This is a genomic window from Stenotrophomonas acidaminiphila, assembly GCA_002951995.1.
GTDB lineage: Bacteria > Pseudomonadota > Gammaproteobacteria > Xanthomonadales > Xanthomonadaceae > Stenotrophomonas > Stenotrophomonas acidaminiphila_A.
In genome coordinates, this window is sequence record CP019797.1 from 182,045 (window position 1) to 198,981 (window position 16,937).

Annotated in this window: 15 protein-coding genes and 1 pseudogene; 3 read left to right on the plus strand and 13 right to left on the minus strand. The window is 70.2% G+C overall.

What is annotated here, in order from left to right; genetic code table 11:
- Window positions 1-233 precede the first annotated feature (233 nt).
- The 7 genes from B1L07_00735 to B1L07_00765 form a co-directional block, all read right to left on the minus strand.
- Entirely contained in the window at window positions 234-557 is a 324-nt protein-coding gene (locus B1L07_00735) for a carboxymuconolactone decarboxylase (GenBank protein ID AUZ53899.1), read from the minus strand.
- A 382-nt stretch (window positions 558-939) separates the two neighbouring features.
- The gene (locus tag B1L07_00740) at window positions 940-1,422 is read right to left on the minus strand and encodes a GNAT family N-acetyltransferase (protein AUZ56382.1); all 483 of its coding nucleotides are present in this window, start codon (window positions 1,420-1,422) and stop codon (window positions 940-942) included.
- A gap of 78 nt (window positions 1,423-1,500) precedes the next feature.
- Window positions 1,501-1,875, minus strand: coding sequence for a hypothetical protein (locus tag B1L07_00745; GenBank protein ID AUZ53900.1), 375 nt, complete (start codon window positions 1,873-1,875; stop codon window positions 1,501-1,503).
- A 61-nt stretch (window positions 1,876-1,936) separates the two neighbouring features.
- Window positions 1,937-2,353 (minus strand): hypothetical protein, encoded by a 417-nt coding sequence (locus B1L07_00750; protein ID AUZ53901.1) that lies wholly within the window; start codon window positions 2,351-2,353, stop codon window positions 1,937-1,939.
- A gap of 314 nt (window positions 2,354-2,667) precedes the next feature.
- A complete protein-coding gene (locus B1L07_00755) occupies window positions 2,668-3,300 on the minus strand; it encodes a type B chloramphenicol O-acetyltransferase (protein AUZ53902.1) in 633 nt (210 codons plus the stop codon).
- A 453-nt stretch (window positions 3,301-3,753) separates the two neighbouring features.
- Complete coding sequence (locus B1L07_00760; GenBank protein AUZ53903.1) at window positions 3,754-4,272, minus strand: hypothetical protein; 519 nt, start codon at window positions 4,270-4,272, stop codon at window positions 3,754-3,756.
- 403 nt (window positions 4,273-4,675) lie between these two features.
- Entirely contained in the window at window positions 4,676-6,514 is a 1,839-nt protein-coding gene (locus B1L07_00765) for a dihydroxy-acid dehydratase (protein AUZ53904.1), read from the minus strand.
- Window positions 6,515-6,764: 250 nt separating this feature from the next.
- Between B1L07_00765 and B1L07_00770 the strand changes: the two genes are divergently transcribed.
- From B1L07_00770 to B1L07_00780, 3 genes are all read left to right on the plus strand, one after another.
- A complete protein-coding gene (locus tag B1L07_00770) occupies window positions 6,765-7,325 on the plus strand; it encodes a hypothetical protein (protein AUZ53905.1) in 561 nt (186 codons plus the stop codon).
- 4 nt (window positions 7,326-7,329) lie between these two features.
- Window positions 7,330-8,517: a hypothetical protein gene (locus B1L07_00775; GenBank protein ID AUZ53906.1), complete on the plus strand. Its 1,188-nt coding sequence runs from the start codon at window positions 7,330-7,332 to the stop codon at window positions 8,515-8,517.
- Between the two features lie 275 nt (window positions 8,518-8,792).
- A complete protein-coding gene (locus tag B1L07_00780; protein AUZ53907.1) occupies window positions 8,793-9,128 on the plus strand; it encodes a hypothetical protein in 336 nt (111 codons plus the stop codon).
- Between the two features lie 52 nt (window positions 9,129-9,180).
- Here the strand turns inward: B1L07_00780 and B1L07_00785 are convergent, their stop codons facing one another.
- The 6 genes and pseudogenes from B1L07_00785 to B1L07_00810 form a co-directional block, all read right to left on the minus strand.
- A complete protein-coding gene (locus tag B1L07_00785; protein ID AUZ53908.1) occupies window positions 9,181-10,479 on the minus strand; it encodes a hypothetical protein in 1,299 nt (432 codons plus the stop codon).
- A gap of 895 nt (window positions 10,480-11,374) precedes the next feature.
- A complete protein-coding gene (locus B1L07_00790; GenBank protein AUZ53909.1) occupies window positions 11,375-12,394 on the minus strand; it encodes an AAA family ATPase in 1,020 nt (339 codons plus the stop codon).
- Window positions 12,391-13,536 (minus strand): hypothetical protein, encoded by a 1,146-nt coding sequence (locus tag B1L07_00795; protein AUZ56384.1) that lies wholly within the window; start codon window positions 13,534-13,536, stop codon window positions 12,391-12,393. The genes B1L07_00790 and B1L07_00795 overlap by 4 nt, the downstream gene beginning before the upstream one ends.
- A pseudogene (locus B1L07_00800) lies at window positions 13,533-15,112 on the minus strand (DUF4129 domain-containing protein). The gene B1L07_00795 and the pseudogene B1L07_00800 overlap by 4 nt, the downstream one beginning before the upstream one ends.
- Entirely contained in the window at window positions 15,102-16,100 is a 999-nt protein-coding gene (locus tag B1L07_00805) for a hypothetical protein (protein AUZ53910.1), read from the minus strand. Before B1L07_00805 ends, B1L07_00800 begins: the two are co-directional and overlap by 11 nt.
- Window positions 16,097-16,774, minus strand: coding sequence for a hypothetical protein (locus tag B1L07_00810; protein ID AUZ56383.1), 678 nt, complete (start codon window positions 16,772-16,774; stop codon window positions 16,097-16,099). Before B1L07_00810 ends, B1L07_00805 begins: the two co-directional genes overlap by 4 nt.
- Window positions 16,775-16,937: the final 163 nt, after the last annotated feature.

Genomic DNA, 16,937 nt, shown 5'->3' on the forward strand with positions numbered 1-16,937 from the left:
GGCCCATTTTCACCGACCCGGCGGCGATGTTCCAATCCACGGGCACCCGCGCCGGTGGCCGCCGCCGCTGCCGCAGGGCCGGGGCGGTGGGTCAAGCGTTGTCGCGTGGCCCGTGCTGCTTCAGGAACTCGACGATTGCCGGTGGCATCGGGCGGCAGCCGCAGGCCGCGGCGTGCGCCACGTGCCAGGCCACGCCCTGCTGGAACGTGGGATTGCGCGGCATGCGGTTGTGCTCATGCCAGGCTTTGTTGGTCGTTCCCATCGTATGCCTCCAGGGCGGCCGGAAGCGCGCCGATCACGACCGCGTCGGCGGCGGGCAGGCCGACAAGCACGGCGCCGAGCACTTCCTCGCGCGACGCACCGTGCGCCTTTGCCGACAGCACGTGGAACGGGACGCCGGCATTGTTGCCGGTGGCGGCCAGCACCGCGATATAGGCCAGCTCGGCGGTCTTCCCGTCCAGCGCGCCACGCCCCAGTGCATCCGCCACCTGGCCCCAGGCGCTGGCGACGGCGGGCGCCTCGCGCATGAACAGGGCAAACGCTTTCGATACGCTCATGCGTGTCTCCTGTGGGGCGCCGTGGTGGCCGGGTGCACCTGCATGATATCGGCATCGCACGGCGGCGTGACGCCGTTCCGGCACGGGGGGCGCCGTGGAGCCAGTGGATGCCGTTGCCGGTGCGCCGCGCCGCGCCGCCGGTCCGGTGGCCCGCAGGTGAGCCGTGCGTGCGGACGATCTGCGGCCTCGCGCACTGCCGTGCCGCCGGCATCCTGCCCCCGCAGGATGGCGTTGGTTGCCAGTCGATCGAGTGCGGGCCGTGCGCATCGACATTGTCGGTGGATGCAACGAAGGCCGCCCGCGCCGGGCGAGCGGAAGCGCCGCGTGGCGCTTCTGGCACTTCCGGCACGCGCGAGGCCGCCGTGGCGTGGCCGGCGGAGCGTCAGCCGGCGTTGTCCCGCGCCGGCAGGCGCTTGGTCATGAAGACATTGAACGCCGTGGCCGTGTACCCGCCGAACGGCCCACACCAGGCAAAGCCATTGCGCAGGTACAGCGCGTGCGCGGCGGCGAACGGCGCCCCGGTTCCGGTCTCCAGATACAGCCGGGTGTAGCCGCTGTCGCGCGCTGCGCGCACGATCTCGTCCAGCACCGCCTGGCCGACGCCGCGGCGCAGGAACGGCGGCCGCGTGCGCATGGATTTGATCTCGCCGGCACCGTCGCCCAGCGCCTTCAGCGCACCGCAGCCACACAGCTGGCCGTCCAGCCACGCCGACCAGAAGCTGACCCCCGGTGCGCGCAGGCCATCAAGCGCCAGCGCATGGACATGGCCTGCGGGGGTATTGCCGTGCATGCCGGCAAGGTGCTCGCCGACCAGCGCCTGGACCTGCGGCGAGGACAGGTCATCGCGGCGGACGAGGATCGACATGGCGGGCAGTCCGTAGGGTCGGATGGCGGCGCCGGTGGCGTGGACAACGGCACCGGCCAGCATGGCGCATCAGCGCTGTCAGGCCAGGAGCACGGCCTCGGCGATCAGCCGGTCGAGCCGGCGCACGTCGATGCCCTTGTTGAGGTTGACCTTGATGTGGCCGGCCTTGGTCCACAGCTCGATCTCCGAGTTGAAGTTGAAGATGCCGTGCCCGTTCTCGGACGACCACATGTAGATGGACGAATACGGCAGCGAATAGATCTCCACCTTCTTGCCGGTGAAGCCCTGGGCATCCCTGACGATCAGGCGCTTGTTGGTGAAGATGGCCGCGTCGCGGAAGGTCTTGTATGCGGCGATTGCGGTTTCGCCGGCGACCAACAGCTCATGCACGTCATTCGGGACCGGGCATTCGGACACCAGGGTCCATGCCAGGATTGCGGCGGTTTCTGCCATTGCGTGTTTCTCCTTGGGTAGCAGGCGCGGAAAGGCGCGCCGCATGCAGGCGTGCTGTGCGCTAGCGGATTTCGACCCGCTTGAGCGGGGTGCCGACGATGCTTCCGTCCGCACGCCGGTCCAGCTTGAGCAGCAGCACGAACGAGGTCAGCGTGCTGCCGATCTCGCGCGGGTGCGCCGTGCGGTCCTTGGCCTCGATGAAGTAGCACCACGGCTCGTAGCCCTGCTCGAACACCAGCGCCAGCTTCGCATCCTGGTCGTTCCTGGCCGGCGACTTGCTGCCGTTCTCGTTGATGCCCCACTCCGGCCCCTGGACGATGTACGCCTTCGCGCCATCGTGCGTGCAGCTGTTGTCGGTCCAGATGCTGAAATACACCCTGCGCTCGGAATCATTGACCGCGCACCAGCTCCAGACGGTGTTCAACTGCACGGCACCCAGCCGGTCCATCAGCTGCGAGCGGTTCTCGGGTCTGGCCATGTCGATCCTCGGGTGTGCAACGGGTGTCGCGCCGCGGGCCCGCGGCAATCGGGCGAGTATGGCCGCTGGCAAACGCCTTGTGAATCAGGAAAACCCCGCGCCCGCGGCTGTGCTGCATGGCGTTGCCGCACCCGCTCATCCACCGGGTGGTGCGCCACCCCGGACATCGAGCCAGGCTGCCGGGACCCCGGACCCCGGACCCCGGGGGGTGCGCCCGGATCACCCCGCACCGGGGTGCGGCGGATGCGCAGCCCGCGGCACGTTCGCAGTCGTCCGGTTACCCGGGCCTCAACCAACCCGCACCGGCCTGGAATTCAGACGGCACGCCCGCGCCAGTACGCGTGCAGGCCGGCAATGTCGGACGTGCACAACAGCGGCATGGCGGCCTCGATCCAGTCGATCGGCCAATCCCACCACGCCATCTCCAGCAGCAACGCGATCTCCGTATCGGAGAAGCGCTTCCTGATCGGTCTGCCGGGGTTGCCGCCCACGATCGCATACGGCTCCACATCCCGCGTGACCAGGGCGCGGCTGCCGATCACCGCGCCATGCCCGATCCGCACGCCAGGCATGATCATCGCCTCGGACCCGACCCATACGTCGCTGCCCAGCACCGTGTCGCCGGCGCGCTGGAACGCATCCTGCGCGCTGGCGAAAGCGGGCTCTTCCTGCATGTAGAAAAACGGAAAGGAAGACACCCAGTCGTGCCGGTGGCCCTGGTTGCCGGCCATGATGAAGCTGGCCCCCGAGCCAATGGAGCAGAAGCTGCCGATGACCAGCTGGTCGACATCCTCCCGGTCCGGCAGGAGATAGCGCGCGCAATCGTCGAACGAATGGCCGTGGTAGTAGCCGGAGTAGTAGCTGTATCGCCCGACCTTGATGTTCGGGTTCGTCACCTGCTCGGAGAGCAGCTTGCCCTTGAACGGGCTGTCGAAGTAATTGGTCATGAAGGACTGCCTGTAATGCACGTCTTGCCCGGCCTGCGGGCGCCTGTGCCGGTCGCCGTCCGGAAACCGGCCTGGATGGAACGCCGGCGACGGCCGGCGTGAGGCCGCGTCATGGATGCTGGGCAACCCAGGTGCGCATGCCATGCCACGGCCGCGCATGGTAACCCCACCACGGTGGCGGCCACGCGCAGCGGCGGAGGAAGGACAGCCTGGCCTGGCAACGCGATGCAGGCCGACGAGCAGCAGCGCTGCGCTGATACTGGGCACCGCGCACGGCCGCTCACGGGCACGCACCGCGTATGCGATCGGGCTGCCGGGCACAGACAGCACGAGAAACGCCTGCCCGGGCGATGGCCGGCACCCCGCATGGCTTTCCTGCACCGCGTAGTGCCCGCGGCGGCCCATGGCACGCGGCGCGCGCGTGGGCCGACCTGCAGGCCTCGGCGCGGCCGCCTACCGCTTCTCTTCCGCAGGGCAGGCCAGCGCCTTGCTGTAGAAGCCCGATGGATCAAAGCAGCACACACGCTTCTTCCCCTTCTCCAGCATGTCGATCGCATTGGCGGCCCGCTCGCGCCGGGTCGCCTCCTGCTTGGCGGACTCCATCCAATGAACCCAGTCGATCCTGGCCAGCGTGGTGGTATCCGCCCAGGTCGCCCGTGCCGATGGACTTCCGGCCAGAAGCGTCTGGAAGTAATCGGGAAGCGCCGGATCGGGCTGCTCATCCAGGCTGGCCAGGGTGAACAGCACATTCCCCTCGGCCGCCAGCGCTTCCGTGCCGATGACGCCGGGCGGAACAACGAACCAATGCCCGAGCTTGCCATCGGGCTCCATCAGCGCATCGAAATGACGTTCACCGATGGACACGCGGGCCGTCATCCTGCCGCGTCGCAGATGGGATCTGCTCACTTCGGGCGGAACCCGGGCGAACGAGAACGCCCGGCCCGCGGCAACGAAAACCGGGCTGGAAAACATGGTCGGCGGGGTTCTGGTGGGCATGCGGCACGCTCCTGTCGATATCCCTGGCACCTGGGCTGCGCTGCGGTGCCGGGCGACGCCAGTTTCCGTGGATTGCCAGGTGGTGATGCGCGGGATGCGGCGGACCTTTGCGGAGCAGAATCCGCACACGGCCCGGATAACTGTGCCCGCATCGGTCGGCGCTCCCGCCACCATCTTGCTGCGCCCCATCCTCGCACGTCATGCACCGGCCCTGCAGCCCTGAATCATCCGGGGTATCGAACGCCCCCGCACGGCAGGCGACTTCTCCTGTGGCGCGTTTGCCGGGGGCAGGGTCGGGTTCGGTTTGATGGCATGTGCCGGGCGGGCCCGGCACCTACAGGACGTGTGCGAGCCGCGGAGGGGCGGCCCCTGTGGGCGTTCAGCCGTCCAGCAATGCCTTGTCGCGCACGGCGCCCTTGTCCGCGCTGGTCGCCAGCAGCGCGTACGCCTTCAACGCGGTGCTGACCTTGCGCGGGCGTGGCTGTGCCGGCTTCCAGCCGCGCGCGGCCTGCTCGTCGCGGCGGCGGGCGAGTTCGGCGTCGTCCACCAGCAGGTGGATGCCACGCTGCGGAATGTCGATGCGGATGCGGTCGCCGTCGCGGACCACGCCGATGCTGCCGCCGGCGGCGGCTTCCGGCGAGCAGTGGCCGATGCTCAGGCCCGAGGTGCCGCCGGAGAAGCGGCCGTCGGTGAGCAGTGCGCAGGCCTTGCCCAGGCCCTTGGACTTCAGGTAGCTGGTGGGGTAGAGCATTTCCTGCATGCCGGGGCCGCCCTTGGGGCCTTCGTAACGGATCACCACCACGTCGCCGGCCTGTACCTCGTTGCCGAGGATGCCCTTCACCGCGGCGTCCTGGCTTTCGTAGACGCGGGCGCTGCCTTCGAACACGTGGATGGATTCGTCCACGCCGGCGGTCTTGACCACGCAGCCATCGGCGGCGAGGTTGCCGTACAGCACCGCCAACCCGCCTTCGCTGGAAAACGCATGGGCGACGTCGCGGATGCAGCCGTCGGCACGGTCGGTGTCCAGCGACGGCCAGCGCGTGCTCTGGCTGAAGGCCACCTGGGTGGGAATGCCCGCCGGGCCCGCCTTGTAGAACTCATGGACCGCCGCGTCCTGCACCTGGGTCACGTCCCAGCGCGCGATGGCGTCGCCCAGGGTGCGGCTGTGCACGGTCGGCACGCCGGTGTGCAGCAGCCCGCCGCGCGCGAGTTCGCCGAGGATGGCCATGATGCCGCCGGCGCGGTGCACGTCCTCGATGTGGTACTTCTGCGTGTTCGGCGCCACCTTGCACAGCTGCGGCACGCGCCGCGACAGGCGGTCGATGTCGCGCAGGTCGAAGGCCACCTCCGCTTCCTGCGCGGCGGCGAGCAGGTGCAGGATGGTGTTGGTCGAGCCACCCATGGCGATGTCCAGGGTCATCGCGTTCTCGAACGCCTCGAACGTGGCGATGCCGCGCGGCAGCGCGCTGGGGTCCTCGCCGCCGTACCAGCGGTGGCACAGCTCCACCACCAGCCGCCCGGCGCGCTTGAACAGCGCCTCGCGGTCGCTGTGGGTGGCCACCACGGTGCCGTTGCCCGGCAGCGACAGGCCCAGCGCTTCGGTCAGGCAGTTCATCGAGTTGGCGGTGAACATGCCGCTGCACGAGCCGCAGGTCGGGCAGGCGCTGCGCTCGATGGCAGCCACCTGTTCATCGCTCACCGCCTCGTTGCCGGCGGCGACCATCGCGTCGATCAGGTCCAGCTTGTGCTCGGCCAGCCGGGTCTTGCCGGCTTCCATCGGCCCGCCGGAGACGAACACCACCGGGATGTTCAACCGCAGCGCGGCCATCAGCATGCCGGGGGTGATCTTGTCGCAGTTGGAGATGCACACCAGCGCGTCGGCGCAGTGCGCGTTGACCATGTACTCGACCGAGTCGGCGATGATCTCGCGGCTGGGCAGCGAGTACAGCATGCCGTCGTGGCCCATCGCGATGCCGTCGTCCACGGCGATGGTGTCGAATTCCTTGGCCACGCCGCCGGCCGCCTCGATCTCGCGCGCCACCAGCTGGCCAAGGTCCTTCAGGTGCACGTGCCCGGGCACGAACTGGGTGAAGGAATTGGCCACGGCGATGATCGGCTTGTGGAAGTCGCCATCGGTCATGCCGGTGGCGCGCCACAGGGCGCGGGCGCCGGCCATGTTGCGGCCGGCGGTGGAGGTTTTCGAGCGGTAGTCGGGCATGGGGAAGGCAACGGAACGCAGTGCCATCGATTCTGCATGAAGAACCCGGTTGCTGTTGCAACCATCGCGCTCGCCACGCCGCGGCGGAAAAGCCGTCCACCGGGCACGCGGCTGCCTGGCCGATGCCCGGCGCAGGGGCCGCGGGACCGGGGGTTACCTGAAACGACGTTCAGGTTGGTGGCGCGGCCGATTTCCGCCCGCGCGCGTGGATCGGGCATCATTCGGGGACGACTTTCATGGGGCTACGACGATGAAGCGATCCAGGACCACCGCGCTGCTGCTGATGAGCACCGCGCCGCTGCTGTTCACCGCCTGCCAGAAGGAGCAATCCGTGCAGGTGCAGGAAGGGCTGTACACCTCGGTGGAAGCCTGCAGCGAAGCCACCGGTGATCCCTCCGCCTGCCGCACCGCGTTCGCCGCCGCGCAGCAGCAGGCCGCTGACGCCGCGCCCAAGTACGCCAGCAAGGAAGAGTGCGCCAAGGAGTACCCGGCCGAGCAGTGCGTGCAGCAGCACACCAGCGCCGGCACCTCGTTCATCGGGCCGATGATGATGGGCTTCTTCATGTCGCAGATGCTCAACGGCGGCCGCGCCGGGGCGGTGGCCGCGCCGCCGGCCGCGCAGCCGGCGTTCAAGGACAACGCCAATGGCTGGGCCAAGCCGGCCGGCACCGGCGGCATGAACACCGCCAGCGGCATCGGCGCCGGCAAGGCCGGGCTGGCGCCGGTCAGCAGCGAGCCCAACCGTGCCGTCACCGCCAGCCGCGGTGGCTTCGGCGCGCGCAGCGGCGGCCGCACCACCGTCGGCGGTTGATGCAGTGAAGCGGGTTGCCATTGCCGAACGCTCCAACTGGCGCGCGCGCGCGGCCGAGGCGGGGTTCCGTTTCCACACCATCGACGGCGCGCCGTACTGGGACGAAACCGCGTACTACGCCTTCACCCTGCGCCAGATCGAGAACGACCTGGAAGACCCCAGCGCCGAGCTGCACGCGATGGCGCTGGACCTGGTCGGCGACGTGGTCGCCAGCGAGGAACTGATGGAGCGGCTGGCGATCCCGGCGCCGTTCCGCGACTGGATCGCCGAGAGCTGGCGGCGCCGCGACCCGCACCTGTACGGCCGCCTGGACTTCGCCTACGACGGCAATGGCCCGGCCAGGCTGTACGAACTGAACTACGACACCCCGACCTCGCTGTACGAGGCGTCGTTCTTCCAGTGGCAATGGCTGGAAGACCAGCGCAACCGCGGCGCGCTGCCGCAGCAGGCCGACCAGTTCAACTCGCTGCACGAGGCCCTGGTCGAGCGCTTCGCCGAGCTGTCGGCGCAGCTGCCGCCGCCGCTGTATTTCAGCGCGGTGGGCGCCTCGGAGGAGGACCAGGGCACGGTGGCCTACCTGCGCGACTGCGCAGCGCAGGCCGGCCTGCACGGCGCGGCCATCGCCATCGAGGACATCGGCCTGTCGGCCGACGGCCGCTTCACCGACCTGGACGACGTGGTGATCGGCAGCCTGTTCAAGCTGTATCCACTGGAAGACCTGATGCGCGAGGAATTCGGCGCGGCGCTGCCCGGTTCGGGCGTGCGCCTGCTGGAACCGGCGTGGAAGGCGGTGCTGAGCAACAAGGGCATCCTGCCGCTGCTGTGGCAGCGCCACCGCGGCCACCCCAACCTGCTGGAAGCGCACTTCGACGACGGCAGCGCGCTGCCGGCGGGCTGGGTGCGCAAGCCGCTGCACTCGCGCGAAGGCGCCAACATCGCCATGCACATGAGCGATGGCCGCTGGCAGGAGAGCGAAGGCCCGTATACGGGGCCGTGCATCGTGCAGGCGTTCCATCCGCTGCCGGCATTCGACGGCAACTACCCGCTGGTCGGCAGCTGGGTGGTGGGCGACCGTGCCTGCGGCATCGGCGTGCGCGAGGACGACAGCCGCATCACCCGCGACAGCGCGCGTTTCCTGCCGCACGCCATCATCGACGACGCCCCGGCCGGCAGCACCCGCATCTACGTCTGAGCCCAAAGCCAGTGCCTGGCCCGGTCCCGCCCGCGCGGGGCCGGGCGTCGCCCGTGCGCGGAACGCACTGGAAGGCAGCGGCGTGGTCGCGCGCAACCGTAAAACAGGGGCAGAAAACCTCATGAAAAACGCGGGTCTGCGAAAAATATAGTGATTGACTTCGCGTCCCCGCGAAGCTCAAATCCCGCTGCCAATTCATGAATACACCGGCGCCGTTGGGGAGAACGGCGCCGCGTGCCAGGGCACCCATCCCCTCTGTGCATGAAGGAACCCTGATGTTCGACAAGAAGCTTTTCGCCGGCGCGCTGCTGGCGGCCCTCGCGTTTGCGCCGGCGGCCCACGCCCAGGACCTGGTCTTCACCCTGAAGAACGGTACCTCGGCGGTGATGACCTACTTCCATACCTCGCCGGCCGGGGTGGACGACTGGGAAGAGGACGTGCTCGGCTCCGATGTCCTGGGCCCCGGCGAGTCGGTCCAGGTCACCATCGCCGACGGCCGCAGCCAGTGCGTGTACGACATGCGCTTCGAGTTCGACGAGGATTCGGGGCTGGAGATCACCGAAGACACCCAGGACCTGTGCAAGCTCGGTTCCTACACGATCCACGAGTGATTGCCGCCGCTGGCGGGTCCACCAGGACCTGCCAGCGCTGCCCCGCGCGCGCTTACAGCAGGCCGTCGCGCTTGACCGCCAGATAGCGTTCCACCAGCGCGCCGGGCAGCTCCTCGGCGGTGACGTCCAGCACCATCACCCGGTGGCTGCGCAGTGCCTCGTGCGCGGCGGCGCGCTGCTGCAGGTAGCGGGCGATGGCGCCGGCCTGCACCGCGTCGGGCAGGGTATCGGCGCCGCGCGCCAGGGCATCGTCCAGCTCGCGCTCGCGCAGGCTGGCCACGCACACCAGGTGGCGCTTCTGCAGCAGGCGCACGGCGGCCAGCAGGTCCTCGATGTCCTCGTCGCGCACGTTGGTCACCAGCATCACCAGGCAGCGGCGCGACTGCCGCAGCGACAGCCCGGTGGCGGCGGCCAGGTAGTCGGTGGCCACCGGCTGCGGCTGCAGGTCGAAACTGGCGCGCAGCAGCGTGTCGATCGCGCCCAGCCCGCGCTGCGGCGCCACCCAGCGGCTTTCGCCGCCACTGGCGAACAGGCCCACGCCGTCGCCCTGGCGCAGGGCCAGGTAGGACACCACCAGCGACGCGTTGAGCACGTGGTCGAAATGCGACAGCCCGCCCTCGTCGGCCAGCATCCGCCGGCCGGTATCGATCATCATCACCAGCTGCTGGTTCTTCTCGTCCTGGTACTCGCGCGAGATCAGCTTGCGCGCGCGCGACGTGGCCTTCCAGTCGATCTGGCGCAGGCTGTCGCCGACCCGGTACTCGCGCATCTGGTGGAAATCCGTGCCTTCGCCACGGCGCCGCTTCAGGTGCGCGCCGACCAGGCGCGAGGCCATCTCCGCGCTGAGCAGCGCCAGCCGCGTGAGCGGCACGAAATTCGGGTAGACCCGCACGTTCTGCACCGGCCCGGCGACGCGCGATTGCCGCCACAGCCGCAGCGGCGAGTGCAGGCGCAGCTGCACGCCGTCAAAGACGAAGGAGCCGCGCGCGCCGGGCGTGAAGTGGTAACTGAAGCGCGACTCGCTGGCGCGCGCCAGGCGCAGCGTGCGTGGCAGGCCACGCAGTGCCCAGCCGCCGGGCACCAGGTCGAACACGTCCACCCGCTGCCGGACGGCAGCGTCCAGCTGCAGCCAGGTCTCGCGCTCCACGCCCAGCGCCAGGGTTTCGGGCAGCTCGCGCCGCACCGTGGGCGTGGGCCGGCGCCACAGCCGCAGCGCGTCGACCAGGGCGGGCAGGGCGATGGCGCAGGCGGTTGCCGTCCAGATTTCGACGGGCAACAGGTGCAGGGCAACAGGAATGCCGAGCAGGCCCCATGCAGATAGCAGTGCAATCAACAGTGGTGAAGGCCTCATGCGGTGGGCCTCATGGAAGGTTTGAGGCTTGCGGGCAGGTGGGGAAGCGCGAAGATTCTTGCGGTTGCTTGCTCTTGATCTACCCATCCCCTTCCGCAGCGACGGAGCCGACGGGAAAAACCCGAAGGGCGACGCGCAGGACGCGCGTCGTTTTTCGACGAGACAGGGATGTCTCGTCGAAAAATCCCGACGGCGGAGTGGCCCCGGAGTGCCGTAGGCACGGAGGGCGCGGAGGCAGGGGCGTGTTTCTTTGGGCCACGTTTCTTTGCACGAGCAAAGAAAGGTGGCTCGCGCCCCGAAGGGGAGCGAAAGCCTTTGATCCTGCTCTTGTCGGCCTCAATTGCTTCAGGTTCAGAAGGAAGAGGACGTGCAAGGGGAGGAGAGTACGCTGCCCAAACGCTGGGAAAGCCATGGGAAAGGCGTGAAAGCAGAAGCTTGAAAGCAGGGCTTTCGCCCCTGCTTCGCAGGAGCGAGTTACTTCTCTTTGCTCGTGCAAAGAAACGTGGCCCAAAGAAACACGCCCCTGCCTCCGCGCCCAGCCCGCTGCGCGGGCTGGGTCCACTCCGCCGCCGGGATTTTTCGACGAGACATCCCTGTCTCGTCGAAAAACGACGTGCATCCATGCACGCCGCCCCTGCGGGGTCTTGTCCGTCGACTCCGTCGCTGCGGAAGGGGACCCGGAAGGCAGAAGCCGAAAGCAAAATCACGGCAACGGCAACGGCAACGGCAACGGCAACGGCAACGGCAACGGCAACGGCAACGGCAATTCCTGCCGGTGCAGCCGCCGCGACGGGCGCATGCAGCGCCATGACGGCAACACCGGCCCACCCCAACCCCACCCCTCGCACCACGTACGAAGAAGCGCGAACCGAAGCCGCCTGGCCGCCACGCGGGCTCATTTGCGCGGTGCCTCCACCTTGGCCAGCAACGCGGTCAGCGCATCGTCCGCCGACTGCCCTTCGATCTGCAGCTCCGGCGCCAGCGCGATACGGTGCCGCAGCGCCGGCCTGGCGATCTCGCGCACGTCGTCGGGAGTGACGAAATCGCGCCCGGCCAGCACCGCCTGCGCGCGCGCCGCGCGTACCAGCGCCAGGCTGCCACGCGGGCCGGCGCCCAGCGCGATGCCCGGCCATTTGCGGGTGGCGGCGACGATCCGCACCGCGTAGTCGATCACCTGCGGGTCCACGGTGATCGCCGCCACCGCCTGCTGCAGGGCCACCACGTCGGCGCCGTTCATCACCCGCGGCACCTGCGACAGGTCGAAATCGCTGGCGCTGCGGCCGGCGGTGATCGCCGCGACCATGCGCTTCTCGTCTTCCAGCTGCGGGTATTCGATCAGCACCTTGAGCAGAAACCGGTCCAGCTGCGCTTCCGGCAGCGGGTAGGTGCCTTCCTGCTCCACCGGGTTCTGCGTGGCCAGGGTCAGGAACGGCGGGGTGAGCGGGAACGCGCGGCCCTCGATGGTGACCTGGCCTTCCTGCATCACCTCCAGCAGCGCCGACTGGGTCTTGGCCGGGGCGCGGTTGATCTCGTCGGCCAGCAGCAGGTGGGTGAACACTGGGCCGCGGCGGATCTTGAAGCTCTCGGTCTTGGGGTCGTACACGGCGTGGCCACTGACGTCGCTGGGCATCAGGTCGGGGGTGAACTGCACGCGCGCGTAATCCAGCTCCAGCGCCTGCGCCAGCGCGCGCACCAGCAGGGTCTTGCCGAGGCCGGGCACGCCTTCGATCAGCACGTGGCCGCCGGCCAGCAGCGCCACCAGGATCTGGTCCAGCACCTCGGCCTGGCCGATGAAAGCCTGGCCGACGGCGTCGCGCAGGCGTTCGACGCGTTCGATCAGTTCGACGTTGCCAGGGGCGGGCGCCGGAGTCGGGGCATCGCCGGGCAGGGCGGGCGGAGCGGGCAGGTCGGTCATAGCTGGTTTCTCATCTGGATGAGCAGGGCGATACGTTCGCGCAGCGCGGCGTCGTCGCGTGACGGGGGCAGTTGCAGCGCCAGCCGCACCCGTTCGGTGGGCCAGCGCAGGTGGTCGGCGATGGCCTGCAGCTGGGCGTCGCCGGCAAGTGCGGCGGCCAGCGGCGCGCGCCGCCGCAGGCGCGCCAGGAACGACTGGCGCACCGCGTCGTACAGCAGCGGCGCCTTGCCGTAGCGGTGCAGGTGTTCGCCGCTGGCGCGCACGTGTTCCAGCAGCGAGCGGCGCTCCTGCCGCGGCGACGGCTGCAGCGGGCCGAAGCGCTGGGCGCGCATCCACAGCCACGCCAGCAGCGCCAGCAGCAGCGGCAGCCAGATCGGCCAGCCGCGTTGCAGCACGGTGCGCCACAGCGACGGCGCTTCGGCGGCGTAGACCAGGTGCATGCGGCCCTTGCCGTAGTTGGGCGCGAGCACCAGCCGCGCCAGGTCGCGGTGCGGCAGGTCGCGCAGGCCGGTGTCCTGTTCGTCCTGGCCGTTGCGCAGGAAATCCATGTCGGCCAGCACGTCCACCCGGCCGCTGCCGTAGCGCAGCCGCGCGTAGGCCAGGGTGGTGTCGGTGGCATCGCCCCAGCGGCGTTCGACGCGGGCATGCTCGCCCACGGTGAAGCGCGGTCCGGCGCAGAATTCCTGGTGTTGTTCCTGCCCCGGCACATGCCAGGGCTGGCAGCGCGGCGCCACCTTGCCCGGTGCGATGCCGAAGCGGCCCAGCAGTGTCTGCTCGCCATCCAGCGCCTCGTCGGCCGCGGGCATGCGCAGCAGCAGGTGGCCGCCGTACTCCACCCAGTCCACCAGCTGCGCCACCTGCGCGGGCGTGAGCTGGCGCGGGTCGTCCAGCAGCAGCACGGTGTCGCGCGGCTGTAGCTGCATGCCGGCCAGGTCGAGCGTGCGCCGGGTGTCGGCGTCCACGCCGTCGCGGCGCAGCGCTTCGCGCAGCGCGAACAGCGGGTTGAAGGTGGGCTCGCCGTAGGCCGGCAGCGTGGCCGGTTCGCATGTGCGCTGGTGGGTGCGCAGGAACCACGTCACCGCCAGCGCGGCCAGCAGCAGCACCGCCAGGGCGATCAGCGCATTGCGCACGCGTGCGCTCATGCGGCCCACCCGTACTGCTGGCGCAGGTCGTCAAGCAGCGCCTGGAATTCGGCGTCCGACGGCAGCCGGCCGGCATAGGCGGCGTACTGCCAGGTGCGCACCATGCGCGCGAACAGGCGCCGGTCCGCGTCCTGCGGCATGCGCCTGGATGCGCGCAGGCACTGTGCCTCGGTGCTGCCCGGCGGCAGCACGATGTCGGCGCGCTGCGCCAGTTCGTCCAGGCTGGCGCGGTACAGCAGCGCCAGCGCATGCCGCGGCCTGCCGTCCTGCCACAGGCGGCGGGCGCTGGCGAGGATGTCCGGCGGCAAGGTGTCGGGCAGCTGCAGCGCGTGCGCGGTGACCTCCGATTCGGCTCCGCGCCGGCGGCGGTGCCCGCTGCCCCGCAGCCACGGCAGCCACCAGCGCACGGTCAGCGCCAGCGCCAGCAACAGCGCACCGACCAGGATCCACAAGGCGGCTTCGCTGAGCAGCGCCAGCAGCCTGGCCGCCGCGGCGAACAGTGAGCCCCCCGGGAAATTCCAGTCGCGGTCCGGCTTCTCCACCTCCGCGTCGCGGCGCTCCCAGCGGCAGACGGTATGCCGGGCGCCCAGCTGCGGGTCGTCATAGGCGCGTGCGGCCGCCTGGCGGAAGCCGGCGGTATCGGCCGGTGCGGCGCCGAACACGCCCGCGGGCGTGGCGGCGGCCGTGGCCTGCGACCCACCCGCCTTGTGGTTGTCATGTGCCGCCGGGGCCTGAGCGGCGGCATCCTGGGCATGCACCGGCGCCGCCAGCGGCAGCATGGCCAGCCCCATCATCATTACCAGCACCAGCGGCGCCGCCTGCGCCAGCCGTGCGCGCAGGCGGCGGAAGGCGATTTCCACGTCCCAGGCTTCCAGCTGGGTGCGGCGGTTGAGGTACAGGCCGAAGCCGGCGCCGCTGTAGAACGGGCCGATCAGCGTCATCGCCGCCCACGCCAGCAGGTTGAAGCCCAGCCACACCCACGCGGGGGTGTCGCTGCCGATCAGCGACACCGCCACGCGCAGCGACTCGGGCAAGGAATCCAGCGGCACGAACATGAATACCAGCGCGATGCCGGCCACCTGCAGCATCACCTCGAAATGCCAGCACACCAGCGTCAGCAGCGTGGCATGGCCATAGGCCGCACCCCCAGCACGCGCCGCCGTTGCCGCCGCTGCGCGGCGTCGCCGCCTTCGAGCAGGTCCACCGGCATCAGCAGCGCACGCGCCGGGCCCAGCCGGCGCCACAGAAGGTAACCGGGCAGCGCGCGCACACCCCAATGCATCTGCGCGCGCAGGGTCTGCACGGTACCGGGCACCGCACCGAACGCGCCGCGCGAGATGACGTACAGCGGGATGCGCTCGAACACCGGCTTCAGCCACCACAGCAGCAACGCCGGCAGCCAGAAGGCGTCCAGCCACCACCCGCCCAGGTTGAGCAGCACGAACACCGGCGCGGTGAGCAGCAGCCACGGCGTCCAGATGGCCGCGGCATGGCGCCGCACCAGCGCGGTGCCCAGCTCCATCGCCTCCCACTGCGAGCGGGCGCGCAGCACCACGTCGAGCTGGTCAATGCGCATCGCGTCCCCCGTGGCCGCCGCGCCACAGCCAGCCGAACACCAGCGCCCACAGCACGCCGGATACGGTGAACTTGCCCCACGCCGGCACCGTGGCGATGGACGACCAGAACGCCTCGACGAACGCCGCCAGCAGCAGCATGAACGCTACCCCCAGGCACAGCCGCGCGCCGATCACCCCGCCTTCCACCAGCGCGTCGATGCGCCGCTTGCGGCCCGGCGCGATCAGCCGCAGCCCCAGCTGCAGGCCGGCGCCACCGGCAATGACAATCGCGGTCAGTTCCAGCGGCGCGTGCCCGGCGACGAAACGCCAGAACGGGTCGCCGTAGCCCATGTGCTGCAGGTGGCCGGCCACCGCGCCGATGGCCAGCCCGTTGTACAGCAGCACCAGCACCGTGCCGACGCCGGCCAGCAGCCCGCTGGCGAAGGTGCGCAGGCCGATGCTGATGTTGTTCATGATGTAGTGGCCGAACATCGCCCAGTCGGTGCCGCTGTCGCGGGTGCGGCCCAGGTGCTCGGCGGACGGGTCGTACGACTTCTCCATGTGCGCGATCTGCTGCGGGTCCAGCAGCAGGTGCACCAGTTCGGGCTTGTACTGCAGCAGCACGAACACCCCCACCAGCGGCAGCACGAACAGCGCGCACGCCACCCACATGGCCGCGGCCTGGCTGCGCACCAGCTGCGGGAACCCGGCGAACAGGAATTCCAGCGCGCGCTGCCAGCGCGGCGGCGGCGCGCGGTACAGCAGGTTGTGGCCGCGCTGCATCAGCTGCTGCAGGCGCTCGACCAGCTGCGGGCTGTAGCCGCGGCGGCGCGCCAGCGCCAGCTGCTGGCACAGGCGCCGGTAGCGTTCGGGAATGGTCTCGTCGCCGGGCAGGTCCGGCGCCGGCGTGTTGCGCGCCTTGCGCGCACTGCCGCCGCGCTGCTGCAGCCAGTCCTCGAACTGGCGCCATTCGTGTTCGTGGCGGGTGACGAACTGTTCCTGCCTCATCGCCGCCCCAGCAGCCAGTTGGCCATCGCATACAGGCGCAGCACGCCGGTCTGCCCGCGTGCGCCGCTCAGCCCGCTGGCGATGTCGGCCAGCTCGTTCTGGCGCGGGCCGGACAACGCCGGCGCGCGGTCGGCAAAGGCGATCACCGCCTGCTGTTCGGCCGGCTGCAGCGGCAGCGGCGGCGCCAGCACGCTGTCGATGCGTGCCGGCGGCACTGGTGCCGGCGCCGGTACGTGCACCACCAGGCTGCCGGCCACCAGGTCGCCCAGCCGCCGCCCGTGCGGATCCCACAGGCAGGCCAGCAGGCCCAGCGCGTAGCCGAACGGCAGCATGTCCACGGTGCGCAGCAGGTTGCGCACGATCGCCGGCACCCAGCCCAGCGGCGCGCCGTCGCGCGCCACCACCCGCAGGCCCAGCGCGCGCTTGCCCAGGGTCTGCCCGAACCACACCTCCAGCACGATGGGGTAACCCCAGAACAGCAGGAACATCAGCCCCAGGTACAGGCCCTGGCCCAGCCCGCCCAGCGCCATCAGCAGCGGGCTCATCAACCCCAGCACGCCAAACCGCACCATCAGGTCGATCAGCCACGCCAGCGCGCGTGGCACCGGGCCGGCCGCCGGCAACTGCAGCGGCACGCCTTCGGGCGTGATCACCTCGCGGTAGGTATCGAGCATGGGCGGCGCGGTGCTCAACGGCCGGGCGCCGCCGGTCGCGCGCAGGGTCGTGGGTTGTCGCAAACCCGGTATCCAAACCGGGCGGCTGCCGCTGGCATGCGTGTCTCGGTGGCGTCCTGTCAGCGGCTGACTTTACCCGCCGCCGCCGCCGATGCCCAGCCTG

Bases quoted from the DNA above. Each gene is read 5' to 3' on its own strand.
- B1L07_00770 (AUZ53905.1), top strand. From the start codon at position 6,765: ATGAAGCGATCCAGGACCACCGCGCTGCTGCTGATGAGCACCGCGCCG.
- B1L07_00785 (AUZ53908.1), bottom strand. From the start codon at position 10,479: ATGAGGCCTTCACCACTGTTGATTGCACTGCTATCTGCATGGGGCCTG.
- B1L07_00745 (AUZ53900.1), bottom strand. From the start codon at position 1,875: ATGGCAGAAACCGCCGCAATCCTGGCATGGACCCTGGTGTCCGAATGC.
- B1L07_00735 (AUZ53899.1), bottom strand. From the start codon at position 557: ATGAGCGTATCGAAAGCGTTTGCCCTGTTCATGCGCGAGGCGCCCGCC.
- B1L07_00760 (AUZ53903.1), bottom strand. From the start codon at position 4,272: ATGTTTTCCAGCCCGGTTTTCGTTGCCGCGGGCCGGGCGTTCTCGTTC.
- B1L07_00790 (AUZ53909.1), bottom strand. From the start codon at position 12,394: ATGACCGACCTGCCCGCTCCGCCCGCCCTGCCCGGCGATGCCCCGACT.
- B1L07_00750 (AUZ53901.1), bottom strand. From the start codon at position 2,353: ATGGCCAGACCCGAGAACCGCTCGCAGCTGATGGACCGGCTGGGTGCC.
- B1L07_00810 (AUZ56383.1), bottom strand. From the start codon at position 16,774: ATGCTCGATACCTACCGCGAGGTGATCACGCCCGAAGGCGTGCCGCTG.
- B1L07_00755 (AUZ53902.1), bottom strand. From the start codon at position 3,300: ATGACCAATTACTTCGACAGCCCGTTCAAGGGCAAGCTGCTCTCCGAG.
- B1L07_00780 (AUZ53907.1), top strand. From the start codon at position 8,793: ATGTTCGACAAGAAGCTTTTCGCCGGCGCGCTGCTGGCGGCCCTCGCG.
- B1L07_00805 (AUZ53910.1), bottom strand. From the start codon at position 16,100: ATGAGGCAGGAACAGTTCGTCACCCGCCACGAACACGAATGGCGCCAG.
- B1L07_00765 (AUZ53904.1), bottom strand. From the start codon at position 6,514: ATGCCCGACTACCGCTCGAAAACCTCCACCGCCGGCCGCAACATGGCC.
- B1L07_00795 (AUZ56384.1), bottom strand. From the start codon at position 13,536: ATGAGCGCACGCGTGCGCAATGCGCTGATCGCCCTGGCGGTGCTGCTG.
- B1L07_00740 (AUZ56382.1), bottom strand. From the start codon at position 1,422: ATGTCGATCCTCGTCCGCCGCGATGACCTGTCCTCGCCGCAGGTCCAG.